General features: G+C 36.4%; 17 protein-coding genes and 1 riboswitch. Of the genes, 5 read left to right on the top strand and 12 right to left on the bottom strand.

Features of this window, described 5'->3' with window-relative positions; genetic code table 11:
* Positions 1-66 precede the first annotated feature (66 nt).
* From accC to VB248_RS19770, 7 genes are all read right to left on the bottom strand, one after another.
* Positions 67-1,410, bottom strand: a complete 1,344-nt coding sequence (accC, locus tag VB248_RS19740) for an acetyl-CoA carboxylase biotin carboxylase subunit (protein ID WP_323298554.1) — start codon at positions 1,408-1,410, stop codon at positions 67-69.
* 89 nt (positions 1,411-1,499) lie between these two features.
* Positions 1,500-1,982: an acetyl-CoA carboxylase biotin carboxyl carrier protein gene (gene accB, locus VB248_RS19745; protein ID WP_323298555.1), complete on the bottom strand. Its 483-nt coding sequence runs from the start codon at positions 1,980-1,982 to the stop codon at positions 1,500-1,502.
* 19 nt (positions 1,983-2,001) lie between these two features.
* Complete coding sequence (gene efp, locus VB248_RS19750) at positions 2,002-2,565, bottom strand: elongation factor P (RefSeq protein ID WP_323298556.1); 564 nt, start codon at positions 2,563-2,565, stop codon at positions 2,002-2,004.
* A gap of 172 nt (positions 2,566-2,737) precedes the next feature.
* Positions 2,738-3,733, bottom strand: coding sequence for a beta-ketoacyl-ACP synthase III (locus VB248_RS19755; RefSeq protein WP_323298557.1), 996 nt, complete (start codon positions 3,731-3,733; stop codon positions 2,738-2,740).
* A gap of 96 nt (positions 3,734-3,829) precedes the next feature.
* A complete protein-coding gene (plsX, locus tag VB248_RS19760) occupies positions 3,830-4,768 on the bottom strand; it encodes a phosphate acyltransferase PlsX (protein ID WP_323298558.1) in 939 nt (312 codons plus the stop codon).
* 175 nt (positions 4,769-4,943) lie between these two features.
* Positions 4,944-5,138 carry a 50S ribosomal protein L32 gene (gene rpmF, locus VB248_RS19765; protein ID WP_323298559.1) on the bottom strand — a complete coding sequence of 65 codons (195 nt, stop codon included), beginning with the start codon at positions 5,136-5,138 and terminating at the stop codon, positions 4,944-4,946.
* Positions 5,139-5,206: 68 nt separating this feature from the next.
* A complete protein-coding gene (locus VB248_RS19770) occupies positions 5,207-5,824 on the bottom strand; it encodes a YceD family protein (protein ID WP_323298560.1) in 618 nt (205 codons plus the stop codon).
* 115 nt (positions 5,825-5,939) lie between these two features.
* Between VB248_RS19770 and VB248_RS19775 the strand changes: the two genes are divergently transcribed.
* Positions 5,940-6,581, top strand: a complete 642-nt coding sequence (locus VB248_RS19775) for a phosphatase PAP2 family protein (RefSeq protein WP_323298561.1) — start codon at positions 5,940-5,942, stop codon at positions 6,579-6,581.
* A gap of 5 nt (positions 6,582-6,586) precedes the next feature.
* Here VB248_RS19775 and VB248_RS19780 read toward each other — a convergent pair whose 3' ends face one another.
* Both VB248_RS19780 and VB248_RS19785 read right to left on the bottom strand, forming a co-directional pair.
* Positions 6,587-7,354 carry a response regulator transcription factor gene (locus VB248_RS19780; protein ID WP_323298562.1) on the bottom strand — a complete coding sequence of 256 codons (768 nt, stop codon included), beginning with the start codon at positions 7,352-7,354 and terminating at the stop codon, positions 6,587-6,589.
* Positions 7,355-7,387: 33 nt separating this feature from the next.
* The gene (locus tag VB248_RS19785; RefSeq protein ID WP_323298563.1) at positions 7,388-9,076 is read right to left on the bottom strand and encodes a sensor histidine kinase; all 1,689 of its coding nucleotides are present in this window, start codon (positions 9,074-9,076) and stop codon (positions 7,388-7,390) included.
* Between the two features lie 454 nt (positions 9,077-9,530).
* Here VB248_RS19785 and VB248_RS19790 point away from each other — a divergent pair, with 454 nt between their 5' ends.
* Positions 9,531-10,544, top strand: a complete 1,014-nt coding sequence (locus tag VB248_RS19790) for a right-handed parallel beta-helix repeat-containing protein (RefSeq protein ID WP_323298564.1) — start codon at positions 9,531-9,533, stop codon at positions 10,542-10,544.
* 55 nt (positions 10,545-10,599) lie between these two features.
* Entirely contained in the window at positions 10,600-20,175 is a 9,576-nt protein-coding gene (locus VB248_RS19795; RefSeq protein WP_323298565.1) for a T9SS type A sorting domain-containing protein, read from the top strand.
* A 294-nt stretch (positions 20,176-20,469) separates the two neighbouring features.
* On the opposite strand, the gene VB248_RS19800 is transcribed toward VB248_RS19795, so the two are convergent.
* From VB248_RS19800 to VB248_RS19810, 3 genes are all read right to left on the bottom strand, one after another.
* Positions 20,470-21,549, bottom strand: a complete 1,080-nt coding sequence (locus tag VB248_RS19800) for a homoserine O-acetyltransferase family protein (RefSeq protein ID WP_323298566.1) — start codon at positions 21,547-21,549, stop codon at positions 20,470-20,472.
* 45 nt (positions 21,550-21,594) lie between these two features.
* A complete protein-coding gene (locus tag VB248_RS19805) occupies positions 21,595-21,852 on the bottom strand; it encodes a hypothetical protein (protein ID WP_323298567.1) in 258 nt (85 codons plus the stop codon).
* Between the two features lie 107 nt (positions 21,853-21,959).
* Positions 21,960-22,088: riboswitch (SAM riboswitch) on the bottom strand.
* Positions 22,089-22,467: 379 nt separating this feature from the next.
* A complete protein-coding gene (locus VB248_RS19810) occupies positions 22,468-24,093 on the bottom strand; it encodes an amidohydrolase family protein (protein ID WP_323298568.1) in 1,626 nt (541 codons plus the stop codon).
* Positions 24,094-24,186: 93 nt separating this feature from the next.
* On the opposite strand from VB248_RS19810, the gene VB248_RS19815 reads away from it, so the two are divergent.
* Entirely contained in the window at positions 24,187-25,068 is an 882-nt protein-coding gene (locus tag VB248_RS19815) for a hypothetical protein (RefSeq protein WP_323298569.1), read from the top strand.
* Positions 25,069-25,708: 640 nt separating this feature from the next.
* Positions 25,709-26,422: a hypothetical protein gene (locus VB248_RS19820; RefSeq protein WP_323298570.1), complete on the top strand. Its 714-nt coding sequence runs from the start codon at positions 25,709-25,711 to the stop codon at positions 26,420-26,422.
* Positions 26,423-26,536 lie beyond the last annotated feature (114 nt).

The following is a 26,536-nucleotide window of genomic DNA, read 5'->3' on the forward strand; positions in this document are numbered from 1 at the left end:
TAAAAAGAGGCTATGTTAAAATTACAAGTATAATTCTAACATAGCCTCAATATCTAAAAGTATTACTTACAGGTCGCTCAAATCAAAACCATCCATGAAAGCAGTTGTGAATTGTCCTGATTTAAAACGTTCGTCATCCATCAATTTAATGTGGAATGGAATAGTTGTTTTAATTCCTTCAATCACAAACTCTTGTAAAGCACGTTTCATACGTAAAAGTACTTCTTCACGGGTTTGTCCTGAAACAATTACCTTAGCAATCATTGAATCGTAGTTTGGCGGAATTGTGTAACCAGTATATACATGGCTATCAATTCTTACTCCTTTTCCACCTGGAAGATGTAAATTAGTAATTTTCCCTGGAGATGGACGGAAGCCATTTTTAGGGTCTTCTGCATTAATACGACACTCTAATGCGTATAGTTTAGGGAAATAATTTTGCCCCGAAATCGCAATTCCAGCGGCTACTTTTATTTGCTCCTTAATCAAGTCAAAATCTGTAACTTCCTCAGTAATAGGGTGTTCTACTTGGATACGAGTATTCATTTCCATAAAGTAGAAATCACCATTTTTATCAACTAAGAATTCAATCGTTCCTGCTCCTTCATAACCAATCGCAGCAGCACCTTTGATGGCAGCTTCACCCATTCTTGCTCTTAGCTCTGGAGTAAGGGCTGGCGAAGGGGTTTCTTCACACAATTTTTGATGACGACGTTGGATTGAACAGTCACGTTCTGATAAATGGCAAACTGTACCGTACTGGTCTCCTACAATTTGGATTTCAATATGACGAGGTTCTTCAACATATTTTTCCATATAAAGACCGTCGTTTCCAAATGCAGCAGCTGATTCAGTTTTAGCATCCGTCCAAAGTTTATCAAATTCTTCTTCTTTGCGGATGATTCTCATACCTCGTCCACCACCACCAGCAGTTGCCTTGATGATAACAGGATATTTGATTTCTTTGGCCAAAGCTTTTGCCTCTTCAACAGTATCAATCAAACCATCAGAACCAGGAATTACAGGAACTCCAGATTTTTTCATGGTATCTTTCGCTGTTGCCTTGTCGCCCATTGAGTTGATTTGGTCGGCAGTAGCTCCGATAAATTTGATGCCATACTCAGCACAAATTCTTGAAAATTCAGCATTTTCAGATAAGAATCCATAACCAGGGTGAATAGCATCAGCCCCAGTAACTTCAGCAGCCGAAATAATAGCTGGAATATTTAAGTAAGATTGACGGCTTGGAGGTGGCCCAATACAAACCGCTTCATCAGCAAACTTCACATGAAGGCTTTCACGGTCGGCAGTTGAGTAAACAGCCACCGTTTTCACACCCATTTCTTTACAAGTCCTAATGATGCGAAGAGCAATCTCACCTCGGTTGGCGATTAATATTTTTTTAAACATGATTCAATTTGAGAATTTGAAAATTTGAGAATGTATTCATTGAAAACCAAAAATATATTTGAAGGTTTTCAAATCAATCAATTTTCAAATTAAGCCACTTCAACTACAAATAGAGGTTGGTCGAACTCAACTGGAGTTGCATTTTCAACCAAAATTTCAACTACTTTACCTGAGATTTCAGATTCAATTTCGTTGAACAATTTCATAGCTTCAATAATACAAACAGTTTTGCCTTTTGTAACATCTTTACCTACTTCTACAAAAGAAGGAGAATCTGGACTTGCAGAACGATAGAAAGTACCAATCATTGGAGATTTAATCGTTACTCTGTTACTTGCAGCAGCAGGTGCGGCAGCTACTGGAGCAGCGGGTGCAGCAGGGGCTGAAGCTGGAGCAGCAGCTACTGGAGCTGGGGCAGCTACAACTGGTGCAGGAGCAGCTACTTGCTGAATAACAGGAGCTACACCATATCTTTTTACTGACAATTTTAACTCTGAAGTCTCAATATTTACTTCATCAAGGGTTGATTGTGCAATAAAGTCAAGAAGTTTCTGAATTTCTTTGTTTTCCATGTTAGGGAGTGTGGTTGGGTTACTTTACTCTTTCAGCGTACTCATAAGTACGAGTATCTACTTTAATTTTTTCGTCAGTTTGAATAAACAAAGGTACAATAATCGTTGCACCTGTCTCTACAGTAGCAGGTTTTTTAGGAGAGTTGGCAGTATCGCCTTTAATGCCTGGTTCAGTGTAAGTTACGGTTAATTCTACAAATGGAGGCATTTCACATGAAATTGGCAATTCTGTTTCTGCATTGATCAAGATTTCAACTTCTTGTCCTTCTTTCATCAAATCAGCAGCCTCAACCATTTCTTTGTTAAGTGTAATTTGGTCAAAAGTAATGTTATCCATAAAGGTATAACCAAACTCTTCAGCATATAAATATTGAAATACTCTACGTTCAACTCTTACTGGATAGATATTCACCCCTGAGTTAAAGGTATTATCAATTACTTTTCCTGAAGTTAAAGACTTCAATTTTGTTCTTACAAAAGCAGGACCTTTTCCTGGTTTTACATGCAAGAATTCAATAATTGAATATAAATCGTTGTTAAATTTAATTACTAAACCGTTTTTGATGTCTGCAGTAGTTGCCATTTTGTTATTTGGTTATCAAAAGTGTTAGATTGTTACTTTTGAAAGCCCTCAATTAATTTTAATAAATTTTGTTGTTTACTGATAAAATAAAGCGTCTTGCAAAATTAGTCTTTTATTTATAAATCCTAAAATAAATTATAATATTGTTTTAACCAGACTAAATATAAACTTTTCAAGAATTAATTGCCCACTTCAAATACACACTACCCCAAGTAAATCCACCTCCGAAAGCCGCTAAAATTAGATTATCGCCTTTCTTGAGTTGAGATTCATACTCCCATAAACACAGTGGAATGGTAGCAGCAGTGGTATTGCCATATTTTTGAATTGTGAGCATCACTTTTTCAGGACCAATGCCCATTCTATTAGCAGTAGCGTCGATAATTCTTTTATTTGCTTGATGAGGTACTAAAAAAGCTACGTCTTCACCTGTTAAATGATTACGTTCCATAATTTCGGCAGAAACGTCAGCCATTCTTGTTACAGCAAACTTAAATACCGCTTGTCCTTCTTGATGAATATAATGTAATCGTTGGTCAACAGTTTCGTGAGTTGGTGGATAAGCACTTCCTCCAGCTTTTTGAATCAGATGATTTGCTCCTGAGCCATCCGATTTAAGAATAAAGTCTTGAATTCCTAAACCTTCAGTATTAGCTTCTAAAAGAACAGCTCCGGCACCGTCACCAAAAAGTACGCAAGTGGTTCTATCGGTATAATCAACAATAGAAGACATTTTATCTGCCCCAACCACCACTACTTTTTTATAGCGACCAGCTTCAATGAACATCGCACCCGTAGTAAGTGCATTCAAAAAGCCCGAGCAAGCTGCAGCAATATCAAAAGAACCTACATGAGAAATCCCAACGGCTTCACAAATAATATTAGCAGTTGCAGGGAAAAAGTGATCTGGAGAAATAGTAGCACAAATAAGTAGATCTACTTCTTCGGGTTTGGTATTAGTTTTTGCTAATAGCCCTTTTACTGCTTCAATTGCCATTACAGACGTACCTTTGCCTTCACCACGTAAAATATGACGTGTTTTAATGCCTGTGCGGCTTACAATCCATTCATCCGTGGTATCAACAAATTTTGCAAGGTCTTCATTAGTCAATATATCTTCGGGGACATAACCTTGTACTCCCGTGATTGCTGCAGTGATTTTGGTCATGATTTTAAGGGAAATGAGCAAATAACAAAATGAAATTTGATGCTAAAAGAGAAACAAATTCTCTTTTAGCATTTTATATTATCATTCGATATTACTTCAAGCAAATGCTTTTTTAATTTTTTCAGTAAGCTTAGATTCAACGATTTTATGGCAAAGATGAACCATATTTTTAGTAGCTAAAGCAGACGATGAGCCATGAGCAATAACAACGTTACCATTCACACCAATAATCGGACTTCCGCCTACTGCTTCATAATTTGTTTTGTCAACAAAATCATCTTTAATACCTCTATCCGATAAGATTCCATACAAAGACTCTCCCATTTTTAGGAGAATGTTTCCTGTAAAGCCGTCTGTCACGATAACATCGGCTTTGGCTTTGAAGAAATCTTTTCCTTCGATATTACCAACGAAATTGATTTTTTTCTCTTCGCTCAGCAGTTTATAAGCTTGTTGAACAATTACCGAGCCTTTTTCAGGTTCTTCACCAATGTTCATCAAAGCTACTCTTGGCGATTCTATTCCCATTGTTGCTTTAGCATAAATAGAACCCAAAATGCCAAATTGAACTAACATTTCAGGTTTTACGTCAGCATTAGCACCGATATCAAGAATTACGGCGAGGTTGCCATCTATTTGAGGAGCAAAGCCAGCGATTGGAGGACGCTGAATTCCTTCAATAGTTTTAATAGAAAACAATGAACCAACCATCATTGCTCCTGTATTGCCCGCTGAAGCAAATACATCTATTACGCCTGTCTTTAAAAGTTTAAACCCAACTCCTATGCTGGAATTGGGTTTAGACTGTAATGCTCTTACAGGATGTTCACCCATTTCTATTGTTTCATTTGCTTCCACAATTTCAATGTTAGAACCCGAAAAATTTTGGTTATCAATAATTTGCTGAATTTCGGCAGTTTTACCTATCAAAACGATAGTTACACCAGCCGGTAATTCTTGTGCTGCCAATACTATTCCTTCAACGATAGCTTTTGGGGCGTAGTCTCCGCCCATTGCATCAATCCCTATCTTCATTCAATTATTATTTGGTTATTCACTAACAGAATGACAAAAATAACATTTTATGAAGTGTGAAACAGCGTTTTTCTATGAAAATAGTTTTGAAAATTGATTCTTTTTTGTCAATTCTTACTTTGAATATTGATATTCAGTACATTAAGCACGCAAAAATGTAGCCAAAATCAATATATTATGCTTGTGCAGCATAACCTTCTACAATCATTTTACCTTTGTAAAACAAATTTCCTTCGAACACGTGAGCACGGTGGCGTAAGTGAATTTCTCCAGTTGTTGGATCTGTAGTGATAGTTTTTGGAGTTCCAAAATCGTGTGAACGTCTTTTATCTCTACGAGTCGTTGAGTGTCTCCGTTTAGGATGTGCCATTTTCTTATTTCTTTATGTTATGATTCGTGAATTATGAAATGTGATTTGTACTTGACAGAACAAATCGATTAATTATTGTTCAATTTCTTTAAAATTGCCCAGCGTGGGTCAATTTCTGGTTCAGCATCTTCTGCTTTTTCTTCCTCCTCTTCCTCTCCATCATCAGTAGAAGTTGAATAAACTATTTCGCCCTCATCTTCCCAGATAAACTCTTCTTCATCATCAAAAGCATCGTCGTCTTCATCGAATGTTTTCAAACTTTGCTCTTCATTAATAAAGCGAGGGTGAAGTTTTTTCATCGGAATTTGTAGACCAATAAACTCATAAATATCTTGAGCTACATTGATATACTGAGTGTTTCTGTCAATTAATATCAGTTCGTCAGAAACTTCTTCGGTATGATCCGAAAACTTCAAAATTAAGCGTTGAGTAACATCAATCGGGAAATCAAAAGTATCTAAACTTCTGTCGCAGGTTAATTCAACCGACCCTACGATATGATACAATAGCTGTATCATCACCTCCGACTTATCAAGCGTTACCTGTGCCTTAAAATGTCCTTTTTCAATTAAATCCTGTTCTAAAGCGGCAAAAAAATTATCATCTCCCTCAAATTCATGCAAATACTGCTTGTTTTCAAGGCGAAATATGTCAATTCTAAAAGTATTTAATATGCTCTTTTTCACTTGGTTTCATCGAAAAGTCTGCAAAATTAGGGAGTATTTTTCACAAAGGCAAGTATTGAACAAAATATTACAGCTACTTATTGTCAAATATCTTTGTACTCACGACCTTTGCGATATGAAACAAATACTGAAAAACAACTCATTATACTTCACTTTGTACCTATTTATCTGGCTAACAATACTTATTTGGGTGCTTAGTTACGATAAATTAACCCAAATGAGTATCATCAACAGCCATTACAGTAATTGGGCTGATTCTTTTTTTATAGGAGCTACCCAAATGGGCGAAGGCTGGTTTTTTGGAGCAATCATTGTCGTTTTTCTATTTATCAGATTTTATCAAGCCTTGACGCTTACAGTTTCTTTAGCTTTAGGGTCGTTACTTTCAGTATGTTTAAAGTTCAGTTTTGATACACCTCGCCCACACCTTTTTTTTGCTGGAAAAAATATTGATTGGCATTTTGTGGACGGGCTTACGATTCATATACATAATAGTTTCCCTTCGGGACATACCATTACCGCTTTTTCGATTGCTACTTTATTGGTAATTTTTCTTCCAAATAAATACTTATCCGTACTGTTTTTATTTTTAGCTTGTTTGGCAGGTTATTCAAGATGCTACCTTTTTCAACATTTCCCTGAAGACGTTTTGGGAGGCTCATTTGTAGGAATATTCAGTAGCCTTTTAGCATTTATTTTGATAGACAAAGTAATGCGGTTGTATCCTAAGAAATGGTATAAGAAAAAATTGTTATAGCATTACTACTTACCTCTTATGATATTAAACTTACTGAGAACACTTTTGCTTTTGCCGTCTGGAATTGGAATTTTATGAGACTGCACAAAAATACAGGTAGGGTCTATCTTGTCAATAAAATCTGGGTTGACCAGATATGATTTATGAAAAGAAATAAAGTTTGAAGGTAACTTATCTGTAAGACGAATCATCGGAACAGCAACACTAATGTACTGATTGGGTAAGTTTGGATATATTCTGGCGTATTCGCTTTTGGTTAAAAATATTTTTGATTTCATCTTATCTGCCTCAACGAACAAGATTTCTTTAGTTTGTATTTTCACATAAAAAGATTTGTTTACTTCTTTTATATAGATAGAGTCTTCTTGTTTTACTTCTACCTCTGAAAAAATGCCATTACTAAAGTTTTTCAAGGCCAAATCTATCTGTACCGAAAGCTCCCGCATTCTTAGCGGTTTTTCTAAAAAAGCCGCAGGACAAGTTTTTTCCATCGCTTCATGAAGTTCAAGTGGCGTATTTCCTGTAATGTAGATGATAGGTATGCGTTTTATTGCTCTTATTTCTGAAGCCACAAGTACGCCATTATCATTTCCTTTGAGTTGGATATCAATCAGAGCAAGATTTACCTCATGCTTCCCCATGATTGCCACGGCGGTTTTTAAAGTATTGGCAATTCCAACGATATGAAAGCCATCTTTCTGAAGACTTTGCTTAATATTTTCGGCAAGAATTAAATCGTCTTCTACAATAAGTATATTTTTTTCAGTAAGCATAACAGTATAGTGTATTCATGTAAGTGTTTTTTACTACAATTCAAAAGACAGCTCAAAACAACAACCATTTTTAAAAGAGTATTTTCCTTTCGCATTTATTTGCTCACAGAGCAGATGTATTAGTTTTAGCCCAAATTTTGATTTTGTCTCTTCAAGGGAAAACCCATTACCATTATCACAAAGTTTCAAACTAATGATACCACTATTTTTAGTACAAATAATTTGTAAATGCGGATTAGTATGATTCGCAAAGGCATATTTACAAGCATTGGTGACAAGTTCATTGATAATAAGCCCCAGAGTAGTCGCTTTTTCGACATGAAGCCAGTCAACAGCAATAGTATAATCAGTTTGCATTTCTTGGATGTGATAGGTTCTTAAAACATTATTTACCAAATCAGGAATATACCTTTGGAGGTTTACTTCAATTAGTTTTTCTCCTCTGTATAAATTTCCATGAATAGAAAGCATCGCCTCTACCCTCAACAAACCTTCCTGCAAAGCTTCAACAGCCACTTGGTCGGAAAGTCCGTAAAGTTGAAGACTTAATAAATCTGAAACAGATTGAAGATTATTCTTTGTTCTATGATTTTGCTCTTTTAATAAGAGAGCATTTAAACGGCTAATTTTTTTGTATTTAATAAATAAGATACCCAGAAGTAGGCATACAATACCTGCAAGCAAAAGTAAAATAGTAATAACGATTGTAAATTGCTTGTGAGCCTCAATATTTTTCTTTTGTAACTCAATCTCTCTTCGGTGGGCAATTAATTGTTGGTTTTTTATTTCATTTTCATAGGCAATGTTTACTGTTTTCATGGCAACGTTTCGATACTCATTTAACAGTCTTAATTCTACATTTGTAGCATCCACTTGGTAGGAAAAAGCCTTTTGCCAGTTACCCAATTTTTCATAATAAGAAGCTTTGGTTTGAAGAATAGCTACTTGTTGCCGATGATAAATCTTTGTTTCAATCCTAAAATAGGTTTCAGCACTATCCAACCAAATTTTAGCTACGGGTAATTTATTACTGAGAATGTACTGTTTTGCCATTTCCAAGTAATAATCAATCAGTCGATGATTGAGTTTATTAGCTTTACATACATCTAATAGTTTTCTTTTATAATAAATACTCTTTTCTAAATCTTTGGAAGACATAATCTGACTCATCAAAAGATAAGACTCAATTAAATCAACAGGATTTTTGAGGCTTTCGGCTATTAGCATAGTCTTTTTAGCATAGGTGATTGCACTATCTGATGCCCATGGATATTTTTTAGCATACACTTTACTCCGTTCTAAGAGCATGTAATTATAACCTAAAGCCCTAAAAGCCCCCATTTTCACATTGATAGATTTTGCTTTTATCGAATAATTAAGTGCCTGTCGTCTATAATTGAGTGCCTTTTCAATATTGGTTTCAATTTCCCCCATTCTCAGAAATACTTTACCAACATCCTCATAGCGATTTAAAGCTTTTTTAATGGCTAAAGCTCTTAGAAGTAATCTTTGACCTTTAACATCATAACCTAAATCTATAAAACGCTTAGCAAGAATATAGGTTGCTTCCGCAATCTCAGCCGAATCTCGACTGGCATTGGCTTGATTAAATCTTTTTTGAGCTTCCAAGAGTCGAGGATAGGGATTTTGTCCTTTAGCAAATACAACAAAAAAGATGAGTATCAATAATGTTAGTGTATATTTTAAACGTAGCAAAGGCATAAAATCACGGGTGATTTATTTACAAATAGATTCAAGCAAAATAGATATAAATATAAGACTTAGTACAATACAAGTCCTAAAATCACGAAGATAAAAATAAGAAAAGCAGTCTCTAATAAATGTATTATAGAAACTAAAAAACCGTATTGAGAAGCAAAAAACAGGGTTTCAGCATTTTTCTGTTTTTGGGGTTTGTAAAATGCTTTTTTTTGGGGAGTTAAAATACATTTTGAAAAAAAACTGTCACATACAACATTTACCAAAGTATTATTCCTGCTCAACTAAAACCCAAAAAAACATCGCTTATTTATATTTTTTATCACTCAAAATACTCAATTGCCGTAAAATAAGTTTTCAGCAAAATAGCTTAAAAGTCAATAGCAACTTTTTACATTTGTTAATGTTCATCATGATTTTGATGACAAAAACTCTAAATTAAAAATTAACCCGTACCATGAAAAAACTTCTCCTCCTCGCCCTTTTTTTTGTTTCGCAAATCACTTTTGCTCAGAATATTCTCCGTGTCAATAACACAACTGGTGTTAAAGGTGTTGGAGTTTATGATTCTTTTGATGCTGCCCAAAAAGCTGCTGTAAACGGTGATATTATTTATTTAGACCCATCTTCAACAAGTTATGGTTCAATTACTATTACAAAAAAATTAACCATTATTGGCAACGGCTTTCATTTAGCCAATAATACAAATGCTTCATTTGATAGAAGAACGGCTATTCTGAGTTATGTATATTTCAATCAAGGTAGCCAAAACACCACACTAATAGGTTTACATATTACAAATGCAATTGATGTTAATGTAGAAAATATTACTCTTAAACGTTGTAGGCTTGATGATAGAGTAGACATTGATGCTGACAGGTTTAGCCTAATACAGTCTTTGGTAATGTATAGTGGAGTGAATGGATATAACAGTAATAAAAAAAGTGCAAACTGTATCATTAGTAATAACATTTTTCTAAATAGTAGTAGAGTAACATATCTTTCAGGAGCATCCATAATAAATAATGTTTTTGAATTAGGAGGAAGTCTGCTCTATGATTTAGAAGGTTGTATTTTCTCCAATAATATTATTGATACTGGAACATATACAACTGGTATTTTTGATAAAAGTGCCGTAGGAAATTCCATTAGCAACAATATTTGTACTTCTCCTGCGGGTTTGCCAAGTGGTTCTGGCAATGTAAATGACGTCAATATCTCTACTATCTTCAAGATAAGTAATCCTTGGGATGATATTAATACCTTAGAAGCCAATCTTCAATTAGCTGATAATTCTCCTGCTAAAACGGCTGGTGCTGGTAAAACGCCCATAGGTATATATGCAGGCGTTAATCCCTATGTTCAGTCTGGCTTACCTAATATTCCTACAGTAACTACATTTAATAGTAGTGGATTTGGCACGGTGAATACACCTTTGAAAATCACTATTAACGTTCGTTCTGGTAATTAACATAGTTTGATTGTGATTGTATTTTTTTTGAGCTAATTACACAAACAGCGAATTTATGGAAAAGTATTCATTCTCTCGGAAATTACTGAGAGCCTATATATATGTCATTGCCTTTATGTTGGGATACTTACACCCGAATCATGGCTTTGGCACAAAAAACCTTTCGAGAATTACACTTAGTAATAGTTTTACATCTACTTTTAATATCAACATAGGTCCAAATATCGTCTATGCTGAATATTTTATTGATGATGACCCGGGCTTTGGGAAAGGAATATCTATTCCAATTACCGCAGGTTCTTCTATCGAACATACCTTTTCGGTTACAATGCCCTCAACATTGAGTAATGGACTACATCTTATCACGGTCAGATACAAAGATGCTTCGGGGAATTGGAGTATTTCAAGTCCACGTTCGTTTATTAAAGATAGTATTATCAGTACTTCTACAAGCCCAAATATCAGCTTTGCAGAGTATTTCATCGACGATGACCCCGGTTTTGGGAAAGGAACAGCTATCACACTTGCAGCTAAAAGTAGTAATTTTGAACATACTTTTTCTGTATTACTTCCTGCCAATTTGAGTGATGGTATTCACGTAGTAACTGTTCGTTATAAAGATGATTTGGGAAACTGGAGTATTTCAAGTCCACGTTCATTTCTCAAAGAAAGTCTTATCGGTACTTCGCCTTTGCCTAATCTTGTTTATGCAGAATATTTTATAGATGATGAACCCGGTTTTGGAAAAGGAAGTTCAATCACAATTACTGCCAATAGTAGTATAGAACATTCCGTTACAATACCTTTACCCTCTACATTAACTGACGGGCTACACACCATAACCGTTCGATATAAAGATGCTTTAGGGAATTGGAGTATTTCAAGCCCTCGTTCATTTCTCAAAGAAAGTCTTATTGGTACTTCGTCTTTGCCTAATCTTGTCTATGCAGAATATTTTATAGATGATGACCCCGGTTTTGGGAAAGGAACTGCCGTACAAATCACGGCAAATAGTACTATCGAACATAACCTAACCATTAATATTCCTTCGACATTATCAGAAGGCTTACATCTTATTACAGTCAGATACAAAGATGCTTTAGGAAATTGGAGTATCTCAAGTGCAAGAGCATTTATTAAAGAAAGTCCAACATTAGGAATGCCTTTGCCTGAATTGGTTTATGCTGAATACTTTATTGATAATGACCCTGGAATAGGTAAAGGTAAAGCTATTAGTTTCAAGGTTGGACAAACAATTCAAAATCTGTTATTTGATATTAATCTTAATAATTTAGGACTTACAAACGGACAACATTTTCTACAATTAAGAGTAAAAGATGTGAATAATGCGTGGAGTGTGGTTGGTACTAAAACCTTTGTATTGAGTAATGAACTTGTTAGAATAGCCCTGAATAATATTGTGGCTTGTTCGACTGGTTCTATACAGATTCCGTACCTTGTTGAAGGTGTTTTCGACGCAAATAATCAATTTAAAGTAGAACTTTCTGATGAAAAAGGAGAGTTTCCTACATCTCCAAAAGTATTAGGTTTTGTAACTTCAAAAGTAAATGGACAGATTCTAATATCAATTTCTGACAAAAGTTGGCTTGATAAATATAAAATCAGAATTGTAAGTACAAATCCTGTGCGTGAAAGTGACCCTGTAAATCTAATTTCTAAACCACTTTCACCTTCCATTACCACTACAAATACAGTGATATGTCAAGGGGTATCAACTATTTTAACTGCCAATGCTTGCGAGAATGGAATAATCACTTGGACAGGAGGTTTATCAGGGAATACAATTACTATTAAACCAACAAAAACAACTTCTTACAAAGCTTTATGTACAGTAAATAGCTGTAAAAGTGATTCGAGTATAGCCGTAACAATTACAGTTACTCCCAAACCAGCAACACCAGTTGCTCAAAGTAATAATACAAATGTTTGCTTAGGAACAAGTGCAGTTCTTTCAGCCACTGGCTGTGCAGGTACAGTGACTTGGACAGGTAATTTAACAGGCAGTTCTGTAACAGTTACGCCAAGTAAAACAAGCACTTACAAAGCCCTTTGCACAGTAAATGGCTGTAAAAGTGATTCAAGTACAGTAGTGACGATTACAGTTACTCCTAAGCCAACAACCCCAGTAGCGAAATCGAACAACAGCAGTATTTGTCAAGGAACGAGTGCAACCCTGACATCGACAGGTTGCACAGGCACAGTGACTTGGACAGGTAATTTAACAGGCAGTAGTGTAACAGTAACACCAAGTAAAACGAGTACTTATAAAGCACTTTGTACAGTAAATGGATGTAAAAGTGATTCGAGTATAGCCGTAACAATTACAGTTACTCCAAAACCAGCAACACCAGTTGCGAAAGCCAACAATGCCAGTGTCTGCTTAGGAATAAGTACTACACTTTCAGCCACAGGTTGCACAGGCACAGTGAGTTGGACAGGTAATTTAACAGGAAGTAGTGTAACAGTTACACCAAGCAAGACAAGTACTTACAAAGCCCTTTGTACGGTAAATGGCTGTAAAAGCGATTCAAGTACTGCAGTGACGATTACAGTTACTCCAAAACCAACAACTCCAACAGCGAAAAGTAATAATAGTTCTGTTTGTTTAGGAACGAGTGCGGTTTTAACAGCCACAGGTTGCACAGGCACATTGACTTGGACAGGTAATTTAACAGGAAGTTCTGTAACGGTAACACCAAATAAGACAACTTCTTATAAAGCACTTTGTACAGTAAATGGTTGTAAAAGTGATTCAAGTACAGCAGTGACGATTACAGTTACACCAAAACCAGCAACACCAGTTGCGAAAAGTAACAATAGCTCTCTTTGTTTAGGAACGAGTACTACACTTTCAGCCACAGGTTGCACAGGCACAGTGAGTTGGACAGGTAATTTAACAGGCAGTTCGGTAACAGTTACGCCAAGCAAAACAGCATCCTACAAAGCACTTTGTACAGTCAACGGCTGTAAAAGCGATTCAAGTACAGCGGTGACGATTACAGTTACTCCAAAACCAACAACTCCAACAGCGAAAAGTAATAATAGCTCTGTTTGTTTGGGAACGAGTGCGATACTTTCAGCCACAGGTTGTGCAGGTACAGTGACTTGGACAGGTGGTTTAACAGGTAGTTCTGTAACGGTAACGCCAACAAAAACTACTTCTTACAAAGCTCTTTGCACAGTAAATGGTTGTAAAAGTGATTCAAGTACAGCAGTGACGATTACAGTTACACCAAAACCAGTAACCCCAGTTGCAAAAAGTAATAATAGCTCGGTTTGTTTAGGAGACGTTGCCGTACTTTCAGCCACAGGTTGTGCAGGTACAGTGACTTGGACAGGTAATTTAACAGGAAGTGCTGTAGCGGTAACACCGAGCAAAACAGCGTCTTACAAAGCCCTTTGTACAGTAAATGGTTGTAAAAGCGATTCAAGTACGGCAGTGACAATTACGGTTACTCCAAAGCCAACGACACCAATTGCGAAAAGTAATAATGCCAGTGTTTGCTTAGGAACAAGTGCGGTTTTGACAGCCACAGGCTGTGCAGGCACATTGACTTGGACAGGTAATTTAACAGGGAGTTCAGTAACAGTAACGCCAACAAAAACTACTTCTTACAAAGCCTTATGTACGATAAATGGCTGTAAAAGCGATTCAAGCACAGCAGTGACGATTACGATTAATCCAAAACCAGCGACTCCAGTAGCGAAAGCCAACAATGCCAGTGTTTGCTTAGGAACAAGTGCGGTTTTGACAGCCACAGGCTGTGCAGGCACATTGACTTGGACAGGTAATTTAACAGGAAGTTCTGTAACGGTAACGCCAAGCAAAACAACTTCTTATAAAGCTCTTTGTACAGTAAATGGCTGTAAAAGTGATTCAAGTACAGCGGTTACTATTACAGTTACTCCAAAACCAACAACTCCAGTTGCAAAAAGTAATAATAGTTCAGTTTGTTTAGGAACAAGTGCAGTTTTAACAGCAACAGGCTGTGCAGGTACAGTGAATTGGACAGGTAATTTAACAGGCAGTTCTGTAACGGTAACACCAACAAAAACCAGTACTTACAAAGCCCTTTGCACAGTAAATGGCTGTAAAAGTGATTCAAGCTCGGCAGTGACCATTACAGTTACTCCAAAACCAACAACTCCAGTTGCAAAAAGTAATAATAGTTCTCTTTGTTTAGGAACGAGTGCGGTACTTTCAGCCACAGGCTGCGCAGGCACGGTTACTTGGACGGGCAATTTAACAGGAAGTTCAGTAACGGTTACGCCAAGCAAAACATCATCTTACAAAGCTCTTTGTACAGTAAATGGTTGTAAAAGTGATTCAAGTACAACAGTTACGATTACAGTTACTCCAAAGCCAGCAACACCAGTTGCTCAAACTAATAATACAAATGTTTGCTTAGGGACAAGTACTGTTCTTTCAGCCACAGGCTGTGCAGGTACAGTGACTTGGACAGGCAATTTAACAGGAAGTTCTGTAACGGTAACACCAAACAAAACAACGTCTTACAAAGCCCTTTGTACAGTAAATGGTTGTAAAAGTGATTCAAGTACAGCAGTGACGATTTCAGTTACTCCAAAACCAACAACTCCAGTTGCAAAAAGCAATAATGCCAGTGTTTGTTTAGGAAACGTTGCGATACTTTCAGCCACAGGTTGTGCAGGCACGCTTACTTGGACGGGCAATTTAACAGGAACATCGGTAACGGTAACGCCAAGCAAAACAACTTCTTATAAAGCTCTTTGTACAGTAAATGGTTGTAAAAGTGATTCAAGTACAGCGGTTACGATTACAGTTACTCCAAAACCAGCAACACCAGTAGCCCAAAGCAATAACAGCAGTATTTGCCAAGGAACAAGTGCAGTTCTAACAGCCACAGGTTGCACTGGCACATTGACTTGGACAGGCAATTTAACAGGAAGTTCTGTAACGGTAACACCAAATAAGACAACTTCTTATAAAGCCCTTTGCTCAGTAAATGGCTGTAAAAGTGATTCAAGTACAGCAGTGACGATTACAGTTACTACAAAACCAGCAACACCAACAGCGAAAAGTAATAATAGCTCTCTTTGTTTAGGAACGAGTGCGGTACTTTCAGCCACAGGTTGTGCAGGTACAGTCACTTGGACGGGTAATTTAACAGGGAGTTCTGTAACGGTAACACCAAATAAGACAACTTCTTACAAAGCCCTTTGCACGGTAAATGGCTGTAAAAGTGATTCAAGTACGGCGGTGACGATTACTGTTAATCCCAAACCAACAACACCAACAGCGAAAAGTAATAATAGCTCTCTTTGTTTAGGAACGAGTGCGGTACTTTCAGCCACAGGCTGTACAGGTACATTGACTTGGACAGGTAATTTAACAGGGAGTAGTATAACAGTAACGCCAAGCAAAACAACTTCTTATAAAGCACTTTGTACAGTAAATGGCTGTAAAAGCGATTCAAGCACAGCAGTGACGATTACAGTTACTCCAAAACCAACAACAATAGTTGCTCAAAGTAATAATGCAAGCGTTTGTTTAGGAACAAGTGCAGTTCTTTCAGCCACAGGTTGTGCAGGCACAGTGACTTGGACAGGTAATTTAACAGGAAGTTCGGTAACAGTAACACCAAATAAGACAACTTCTTATAAAGCACTTTGTACAGTAAATGGCTGTAAAAGCGATTCAAGTACAGCAGTGATAATTACAGTTAGTCCAAAGCCAACGACACCAATTGCTCAAAGTAATAATGCCAGTGTTTGTTTAGGAACAAGTGCGATACTTTCAGCCACAGGCTGTGCAGGTACAGTGACTTGGACAAGTAATTTAACAGGAAGTTCGGTAACAGTTACGCCAACTAAGACCAGTTCATACAAAGCTCTTTGTATGGTAAATGGATGCAAAAGTGATTCTTCCCTTGCAACAACTGTTAATGTTTTAGCTAAACCGAATGCACCTACCATCACATCTAAATCGACAACTGTGAGTTCTGTGGTTAAACAATGGGAGAAAACGCTTAAAGCCAAAGCAACAGATAAAATCAGAACTATGATTGCCACTTCTGATGGAGGGTTTCTATTAGGCGGAGAAACCAGAACTACATCAGATGGAATTATAAATGATGATTTCTGGCTCATAAAGATTGATGTAAATGGAAACAAGGTTTGGGAAAAAGCTTTTGGAGGAAATGGAACCGATAATCTTGTAAGTATTCTTACAACTAATGATGGCGGATACGTTTTAGCTGGAAATTCTGATTCCAATGTAGGTAGGGATAAATCAGAACCTTCAAGAGATGGAGGGAGTTATAATGCTTATATTGCTGATTATTGGATAATTAAAATCAATGGTAATGGTAATAAAATATGGGATAAAACATTTGGAGGAGTCGGACAAGATTTTTTTTCAAGTATTATAGCTACTACTGATGGCGGATTTTTATTAGGGGGAAATTCATTTTCGAATAAGGGTGCAGATAAATCAGAAGCATCAAGAGGAGGCTCTGATTATTGGATGGTCAAAATAAATAGTAGTGGCATCAAAATTTGGGATAAAACTTTTGGCGGTAGTGATGACGATTATTTTGCAAGCGTTGTAAATACTACTGATGGTGGGTTTTTATTAGGAGGAACAACGTCATCTGGCTTAAGTGGAGATAAGTCAGAAGCTTCTAAGGGTGTTTCTGATTATTGGATTGTAAGGATAAATTCTAACGGTAATAAGGTATGGGATAAGACCTTTGGAGGAAATACTGTTGATCAACTTTACAGCGTTCTTAATACTAATGATGGAGGTTATTTGTTAGGAGGCTATTCTATTTCAGATATTAGCGGAGATAAATCAGAAACAAAAGGTCTTTATGATTATTGGATAATAAAGATTAATGCTAGTGGTACTAAGGTTTGGGATAAAACTTTTGGGGGTGACAATGTTGACCTGTTTAAAAGTATGAATGCAACAATTGATAATGGTTATCTATTAGGGGGATATTCTGGCTCAGCAATTAACGGCAATAAGTCCGATGTGCTAAAAGGATACGTTGATTATTGGATAGTAAAAATTGACAATAATGGGACTAAAATTTGGGATAAAACACTGGGAGGTGATGGAAGCGATGATTTGACAAATATTGTAATGTCCAATGATGGGAGTTTTTTACTTGGAGGATATTCTGAATCAGGAATTAGTGGTGATAAAACCGAACCCTCTGTACAAGGACAAGCTGATTACTGGATTGTAAAAATCAAAGAAAACAAAACTACTACAACTACCCTCACAGCCACAGGCTGTAATGGTACAGTCACTTGGAGTAATGGTGCTACTGGGAATTCTATTACAGTCAGTCCAAGTACTGCTACTACTTATACTGCTACTTGTATGGTGAATGGATGTATTAGTTCGGCAAGCAATCCCATTACAGTATCTGTTACAGTAACAAAACCAACCACTCCAATCATTACAGTAAGTAATGCTACTATTTGTCCAGGAACAAACGCCACCTTAACTGCTTCTGCTTGTACAGGTGGAACTTTAACTTGGACAGGTGGTTTAACGGGCAATAGTATCTCTGTTTCACCAACAGCTACAAAGACTTACAAAGTAGTTTGTTCTCAAAATGGAATTAGTAGTGATTCAAGTGCTGCGGTAACTGTTACGGTAAATCCAAAACCCATACAACCAAAAATCACAGTAAGTAATGCTACCATTTGTGCTGGCGGAAGTGCGGTGTTGAGTGCAACCGCTTGTTCAGGTGGGACTCTGACTTGGACTGGTGGCTTGACGGGTACTTCAATAACAGTTTCACCAACGGCTACAAAATCTTATAAAGCAATTTGTGCAATCAATGGCTGTAAAAGTGATTCTTCTCTTGCAACCACTGTTACTGTCTTAGCAAAACCAAATGCTCCTACCATTACATCTAAATCAACAACTGCAAGTTCAGTGGTTAAGCAGTGGGAGAAAACTTATGGAGGAAATTGGTATGATTATCTAAGCTGTATTGTTCCTACCAAAGATGGTGGTTATTTATTGGGAGGTAATTCTTCATCAAATATCATCAGTGGCGATAAATCTGAAGATATTGTAGGTGGTTGGATTGTAAAGGTTAATGCAGACGGTAATAAAATTTGGAATAAAGTTTATGAAGGCATGGAAAGTGACATGAGTTCAATCGTTACTACTTCTGATGGAGGATTTTTAATTGGTGGTACTTCTTCTGCGAATATAGGAACAGGGAGGGATTATAGGATTATCAAAATAGATGCAAATGGAAAGAATATTTGGAATAAAACTTTTGGGGGAACAAAAGATGATTACCTTGTTAAAATAATAAGAACCTCAGATGGAGGATTTTTAATTGGTGGTACTTCTCAGTCAGGAGTTAACGGATATAATGATTATCTAATAGTGAAAGTAGATGTCAATGGAAACAAACAGTGGGCTAAATTTTTTGGAGGTAGCAGCACCAGTACCAATATACTTTCTAATATTGTCCAAACCTCAGATGGTGGTTATTTATTAGCGGGAGATTCTAATTCAAATATTAGTGGTGATAAATCTGAGAATAGCAAAGGTCTTTATACTTCTGATTACTGGATTATAAAAATAGATGTAAATGGCAAAAAAATATGGGATAAGACTTTCGGAGGAAATAACTCTGAAAAGTCTCCAGATGTCATTTTAACACCAGATGGTGGTTTTTTACTGGGAGGGAGTTCTCGTTCAAGTATCAGTGGTGATAAATCTGAAAATTATAGAGGTGATATAGGATATGATGATTTTTGGATTATTAAACTTGATAGCAAAGGCACAAAAATTTGGGATAGAACTTTTGGAGGAGATAAGAATGATGAGCTTATGAAAATTATGGTTACCCCAGATGGAGGATTTTTATTAGGCGGTTCTTCTTTTTCAGGTATTAGTATAGATAAATCGGAACAGACTCAAGGTCATTGGCTTATAAAAATTAACGCTAATGGTCAAAAAGTTTGGGATAAAACTTTTGAAGGAATTGGTCTTGGTGGTAGTAAATATGACTTATTACTAACTCCAGATGGTGAATATATATTTGGTAGTTCATCAAACTCTTCTAATTATGGGGGTCAAGTAATGGATTACTGGATTATAAAAATCAAAGAAAACAAAACCACCACAACTACCCTCACAGCCACAGGCTGTAATGGTACAGTCACTTGGAGTAATGGTGCTACTGGGAATTCTATCACAGTCAGTCCAAATACTGCTACGACTTATACTGCTACTTGTACGGTTAATGGTTGTGTGAGTTCGGCAAGTAATGCCATTAAAGTTAGCCCTGATGCAATAATTCCTAATGGTGGTTCGGCTTATGATGCCGCAAGAATTGAAACTACTACCATTGAGCCTAAAATTAATGCTCACAAAGTATTTCCAAATCCTGCAATTCATGAACTTAATATTGAAACTGATTTAGAAGGCGAAAGTACTTTCCAATTGTACAATGTATTAGGTCAAAAAGTAGCAGAAACTACTTTTGTCAAGAAAACTAAAATCTTGGTCGGAGACATCGGCAGAGGAAATCATTTCTACTCAATTCAAAATCAGGGAATTATACAGGATGGAAAAGTATTATTAGAATAGAGTTTAGTATTGCAGAATGTATCAAAAAAGCGGTCGAAAAATTAATTTCAACCGCTTTTTTGATTTTAAAATTAAGAGTATTTACTCAATTCATCTTTAGTTATGTACGAATTTTAAAGCTATTTAGGAATTGGGGTTTCTGATTTCAGAAATTTTAGGAAACACCCTCTTTTTTAAAATACTTCTAAAAAAAGTATGAATCTGAAATCCGACATCCGAAAGCCAAAATCAACAATTTCCATAATCCTTCGTACAAGCCTAACTCATCATTCATAATTAAAAACTCATAATTCCTTACACCGCCACCTCTTTCTTCTCCAATCGCTTAAAGAAATCATACATTGGATTGACATCTAAACGTACAAATTTTTTCCATAACTTAATGGCTTTGGTGATTAATTGGCTTTCTATCAAAAAACCGTCGTGTCCGTACAAGGAATCTAATGCTTGAAAAGTTGCTCCGGGTATATGTTTTGCCAAAAATGCTTGTTCGTTAATTGGGAAAAGGGTGTCCGACTTGATGCCCATTACCAAGGTTTTTGCCTTGATTTGCGAAAGTGCCTGTACAAGTCCTCCACGACCACGACCAACATCTTGCGAGTCCATTACTTGTGAAAGTACATAATAAGAATAGGCATTAAATCGCTGTGCCAATTTTTCTCCTTGGTATCGCTGATAACCCATCGCTCTATGAGCTTTCCCCAGCGGTTCATCATTACGGGCTTGTGTAATTCCGTAGGTTTCATAATTTCTATACGAAATCAAAGCCGTTGCTCTGGCGGCTTTCATGCCTTCGATACCTGCCTGCGGATGGCTTTCTTTCCAAGTTGGATCTACTTCTATCGCCATTCTTTGCGACTCATTGAAGGCAATCCCCCATGGAGAGTGTTGGGCATTGGTAGCAATTAATATCAAGTTTTTGATTAAATCGGGTTGCGAAATCGCCCATTCTACGGCTTGCTGTCCGCCTAAAGAACCGCCAATACAAGTTTTTATTTTCTGTATTCCCAGATGTTCACGAAGCAAATCAAATGAATTTACAATATCACGAATGGTAATGAATGGAAATGTATGATAATAAGGCTCGCCCGTGGCTGGATTGATGGAAAGCGGCCCTGTACTTCCATAATGCGAACCCAATACATTCACACAAATAATAAAATGTCTGTCTGGATTATATAATTTTCCTCTTCCTACTAAACCTTGCCACCAGTCTTCTACATCGTGACTTCCTGTGAAAGCATGACAAATCCAGACTACATTCGAGCAGTCTTTATTTAATTCTCCCAAAGTTTGATAAGCCAGTTCAAGCTCTGGTAAAATACCTCCCGCTTCGAGTTGGAAAGGCTGATTGTATTTAAAAAGATTATTCAATGTATAAAAAATGAGCTTCAATACTCTTTTGTGTGAAACCTTTATTTACTCAACCAAAAGTGAATTATAGGATAATTGCTTTTGTAAATCCTCAAAACTTTCCTCGTATTCCCAATACATCATTCTGCCATGCGAACCTGTTACTAAAATGTATTTTTCTGAAATAGACTGAATACGTTTGATAGCAACAATTTTCACCGTTTTTTCGGCAACGTTTACTTCTTCGATAATTTCTTTGTTGTTGGCGTCGAAGCCATGAACAATCAGGTAATTGCCTGTTGTTACTCGAATAAATTTTGACATAAAGCTGACAAATTAAGGTCACGAAAACGTGACGATTAACGAATAATTAAATCGTAAACCTGACGAAAACTTAACAGCAAAAAATAACTGGGAGAGTAATCGTAATTGGTTTATATTTCCTGAGTGTCCACAAAATTTGTTTCATTTATCAGGTAGGAATTAGCACCTTGCCGTTACGAAGCGGTAGGTTGCCAGAAGTTCATAGAGCCTATTCTCTCCCTTCTTCTTTATAAATCAATTACCTGTTGAGGAGGAATTCCTCGGAGGAAAATTGACTTGATGTTGCAAAGTAAAACTCCAACGCCGTGAAAAGCAAATTTTTTATACAATCTGAATGAGATTCTTTGTTAATTTGAAGATTTGTTAATTTGAAGATTTGAAAGTTAGTGATTGAAAATGATTTGCAGAATAAATCTTAATATTCAAAATCTTGTTTTCTGTTAGCGGGCGAATTAATTCACCCACTAACAGAAAAACAAGAAAGTTTAAACAGCTTCTGAGTGGAAAATTAAAACTATTGGTTTTAGTATCCTTAGTATTACTTATTTTACTGATTCAATTGCATATTGAGAATTTAAAATTCATAACTCGCAATTTGCAATTCAGCACTCCTACTTACTCCTTACTCCCCTGTACTTTCGTTCCTTTCTTTTTCTCTAAACCGGGTTGAAATATCTCGAAGTTTTCTTTCTTTTTAGCATCAGCAACGATTTTACGAACATCGGCTAAAAGTTTTTTAGCATCGTAAAGTACTCCGTCTTTAATCGTATATTTTACTCCGCCAACACGTACAACTTCGTTGTTTTCTGTCAATCTGATTGCTCCAGTTCCGTAAAGATTCTTTAGGTTTTTCAGTGGATTTTCTTCTAAAATCACCATATCCGCCAATTTTCCTACTTCTATACTACCAATCTTATCTGCCATTCCCAAAGCCTCCGCACCTTTTAAGGTTGCCGCACGAATTACTTCTAAAGGATGAAAACCAGCTTCTCTTAACAATTCTAATTCACGGATATAAGCAAAACCATACAACTGAAAGATAAATCCTGAGTCTGAACCTGCCGTTACTCTTCCTCCTCTGTTTTTATATTCGTTGATAAACGCCATCCATAGTTTATAGTTTTCTTTCCATTGTACTTCTTGCTCTGTTCCCCATTCTTGCCAATACGAACCATGCGAAATACGTGAAGGCTGATAAAAACGCCATAATTGTGGCATGGTGTATTCTTCATGCCATTCGGCACGACGAGCCAACATTAATTCACGATTGGCTTCATAAATATTAAAAGTAGGGTCGATAGTGAAATCTAATTTCAACAATTCGTCCATTACTTCATTCCAACGTTTTGAACCGGGTTTTGCAGCCTGTTTCCACAATTTTCCTGCTTCTTCAAAACGATTTTGTTCATTGCTATAATTATAATCGGCTGGATAATCCTGAATGGTTTGATGGTCGAAAAGTGCTTCTGGCAAACCGTACCAATGTTCCATCGAGGTAAGTCCTGCTCTGGCAGAGTTTAATACATTCCAACGAGCCACATCTACTTGTGCATGATGATATGCCGAACGTAAACCTAATTCTTTGTTTCTTTTGATAGCTACTTCGATTACTTCTGGTCTTGCTCCAAAAAATTTAATGCCGTCAGCTCCCTTTTTTGCATTTTCTTCAACCCATGCTTTGGCTTGCTCGGGCGTAGAAATAGTTTCTTTTGCTCCCATGCCAAAAGCAGTATAAGCTAATATTCTTGGAGCGGTAATTTCATTTTTTAATGACTTAGCTTTTTGGTCTAAAACCCATTCTAAACCATTGCCTGCTGATGGGTCTCGGATGGTAGTGATACCATGGCTCAACCATAGTTTATATACATACTCTGCTGGAGTACCTTGCGATTTACCTCCGATGTGTCCGTGCATATCTACAAAGCCCGGCAACATATACATTCCTGTACAATCTAATTCTTTATCGCCTGCATTTAATTGAGGGCGATTTTTGGGGTCAATTGGCACACCCGGATAACCGACTACCTTAATTTCTACAATCTTGTTTTTCTCTACCACAATATCACAAGGCCCTTGCATCGGCGAACCTGTGCCATTGATAAGGTTTACCCCTCTGATAATCATGCGATTGAATTGTCCTTCTCCTTCTGCTCGTGCTGGAGCTTTTTCTATTTGTGCCAAAGACACAAAACTAAAAGTAGTCAGTAATAATAAGGCTGTTTTGAATAAATGTTTTTTCATTTGTTGATTAATTTGATTCTCAATCCAAGATACGGATTTTCTTGAAAATGTGTAAATTGGCTTATCATACAATTCATAGAAAATCTTTATCGAATGAATCACTTCATCAGAAACAACTTTTTAGCTATTTGGGTAACAATGGCTGTTATTTTTGCTTTTGCCAGAAAAGCTACTGTTTATCAGCAAGAACCCAAAAAACCAGAAACGCCACTTTTCACTTCACCCTCTGCCACGGAAAAGGTATTTACAAATTATTGGTCAGCAGGTAAAACAGAAACAAGTACTTATCAAATCCAAGAAGAAATAGCTGGGAAAATCACCCAAGCAGAAGCAACTTTGACTTTTGCTATTAAGCCTTTTGATACCGATAAGCAAGTAGAAACTCCTTCTAACCAATCATCCGAAGCGATAAATGTTTTAAAAATGAGTTTGCAAGAAAAATATGATTTTTCTGCGATAAGTACTGTTTACGCTCCGCTTGATATAAAGCTGTTTCCTCATGCTCCAAAAGTGACTCATTCGTTTCAATCGCTTTCAAATCTTCTTGTATATCAACTAAATCAACACAATCGGGCTTATCAAATAGAAGAAAAAAGTTATGCCAATAATAAAGTTTCAAAAAGCTTGGAACTGAAAAGAGTATGGTTAGAAGATGAAATTTGGAATAGAATTAGACTCTCACCCGAAACTTTGCCACAAGATGAATTTGAGATTATTCCAAGTTTAAAGTTTTGCAGTGAAACACAGCAATCGCCTACCATCCAACAGGCAAAAGGTGAAATTAAAGATTATACAGGCACAGCATTGCAAGAGAAAGATTTAAAAGTATATGCTTTAAATTATCCAGCAACACAGCGTTCGATAGAGATAGTTTTCCAGAAAAACTTCCCCTATAAAATATTAGCTTGGACAGAAAAAGTACTTTTAAACAAACAACTCACAACAAGACAAGCCGTTCTGAAAAAAGCATTATAAACAATTGATTATTAGCAACAACTATATACTCATGGCATGAGCGATAGCTTATTATTACTTTACAAAGTAGTGAAGTGAGTCATGCCATGAGTTATTTCACACATTTTATTTACTCATGGCATGACTGATAGCTTATTCTTGCTTTACAAAGTGGTGAAGTGAGTCATGCCATGAGTACACCGAAAGTCATTTACCTTCATTTTAAAATCACATCACTCATAATAGCAATGCGATAGCTCATTCACAGCTTGCGATTACCTATTTACGTCGTGCGATTAGCTATTCGAACCGTGCGACTGCCTATATATACTGTGCGATTACTTATACTCACTGTGCGATTGGTTAAATACACTGTAAGATTACCTATTCACACCGTGCGATTGCTTATATACACAATGCGATAGCTCACTTTTACTGTGCGATTGGCTATATGTACAATGCGATAGCCTATTTACAAAAATACAGAATACAAAAAATAGTATTCTACTAAGATATTTACCGTTTAATAAGTTTTTTGTAATTATTGATTGGGAAGTTTGGGAGAGGTTTGGGGATTATTTAGCTTTGAGAAGAAAAGAATAGAAATATTAGCAAGTAGAGGTCATTACACATTATAAAAAATATCTAAACACAAAATCAAATGCTTGACATGAATAACGTTCCGTTTGACGAAATTTACAATCAAACCTTCAGTGGACTAACACTATATTACAGAGACACTACACTTTCAGAAGACTTAATCTCAAAATATGAGGTTGGACAAATTTTAATGGAACGAGGTCTTGTAGATATGTCTTTCAAAGGTGGAGGACTTGAAACTAATCTACGTTATTTAATTGCTTCTTCGAATGCGACTGATTTATCTTTTTTTCCCGAATCTGAAAAATTGGGACACGCACTTTTACCTGCAAAATCTTTTTTTAAAGTACTTGATATTTATAAGATTGGAGATAAAACACAGATTTTTCTTCTACAAATCCCTTATAATACTGTTGCTTTTTTCGCAAGTGCAGACACTAATATTGAAGAAGATATTACAATAAAAGCAAGAGGAAGCTTTGATGAAAAAGCAAACTCTATTCCTATCACAGAACTTCAAACGTCAGAATGGAGAAAAAGGACAATATTCCCAATAGGTATGGACGACAAAGGAGAGTTTTTCAAACCAGAGAATAGCACAAATCAAAAAGGAACTGCTGGTACTGAAAATGAAAAAGAGGATGTATTTCATAATCCAAAGGCAGCAGCACAAGAAGAAGAAATAGAAAAAAAGTACGCTGAATTTCCAAAGAATCCAGTTTCCGAAAATGATACTCAGATTCAAAAAGCGTCCCCTTGGTGGAAGTTTTGGTAATTATGAATAAAACTATTCTTAGGTTTTTCCTACGAACTAAAATGGTAAAGAGCGTCACGCACGCTTTATGATTCAAGTTTCGTAAATTATGTCAACATTCCCAGAGTGTGATGC

The organism is Arcicella rigui (genome assembly GCF_034929435.1).
In the GTDB taxonomy this organism is placed as follows: domain Bacteria; phylum Bacteroidota; class Bacteroidia; order Cytophagales; family Spirosomataceae; genus Arcicella; species Arcicella rigui.

Bases quoted from the DNA above. Each gene is read 5' to 3' on its own strand.
- VB248_RS19780 (WP_323298562.1), bottom strand. From the start codon at position 7,354: ATGCTTACTGAAAAAAATATACTTATTGTAGAAGACGATTTAATTCTT.
- VB248_RS19795 (WP_323298565.1), top strand. From the start codon at position 10,600: ATGGAAAAGTATTCATTCTCTCGGAAATTACTGAGAGCCTATATATAT.
- VB248_RS19815 (WP_323298569.1), top strand. From the start codon at position 24,187: ATGAATCACTTCATCAGAAACAACTTTTTAGCTATTTGGGTAACAATG.
- VB248_RS19785 (WP_323298563.1), bottom strand. From the start codon at position 9,076: ATGCCTTTGCTACGTTTAAAATATACACTAACATTATTGATACTCATC.
- VB248_RS19790 (WP_323298564.1), top strand. From the start codon at position 9,531: ATGAAAAAACTTCTCCTCCTCGCCCTTTTTTTTGTTTCGCAAATCACT.
- VB248_RS19755 (WP_323298557.1), bottom strand. From the start codon at position 3,733: ATGACCAAAATCACTGCAGCAATCACGGGAGTACAAGGTTATGTCCCC.
- VB248_RS19775 (WP_323298561.1), top strand. From the start codon at position 5,940: ATGAAACAAATACTGAAAAACAACTCATTATACTTCACTTTGTACCTA.
- VB248_RS19810 (WP_323298568.1), bottom strand. From the start codon at position 24,093: ATGAAAAAACATTTATTCAAAACAGCCTTATTATTACTGACTACTTTT.
- accC (WP_323298554.1), bottom strand. From the start codon at position 1,410: ATGTTTAAAAAAATATTAATCGCCAACCGAGGTGAGATTGCTCTTCGC.
- efp (WP_323298556.1), bottom strand. From the start codon at position 2,565: ATGGCAACTACTGCAGACATCAAAAACGGTTTAGTAATTAAATTTAAC.
- plsX (WP_323298558.1), bottom strand. From the start codon at position 4,768: ATGAAGATAGGGATTGATGCAATGGGCGGAGACTACGCCCCAAAAGCT.
- accB (WP_323298555.1), bottom strand. From the start codon at position 1,982: ATGGAAAACAAAGAAATTCAGAAACTTCTTGACTTTATTGCACAATCA.
- VB248_RS19820 (WP_323298570.1), top strand. From the start codon at position 25,709: ATGCTTGACATGAATAACGTTCCGTTTGACGAAATTTACAATCAAACC.
- VB248_RS19805 (WP_323298567.1), bottom strand. From the start codon at position 21,852: ATGTCAAAATTTATTCGAGTAACAACAGGCAATTACCTGATTGTTCAT.
- rpmF (WP_323298559.1), bottom strand. From the start codon at position 5,138: ATGGCACATCCTAAACGGAGACACTCAACGACTCGTAGAGATAAAAGA.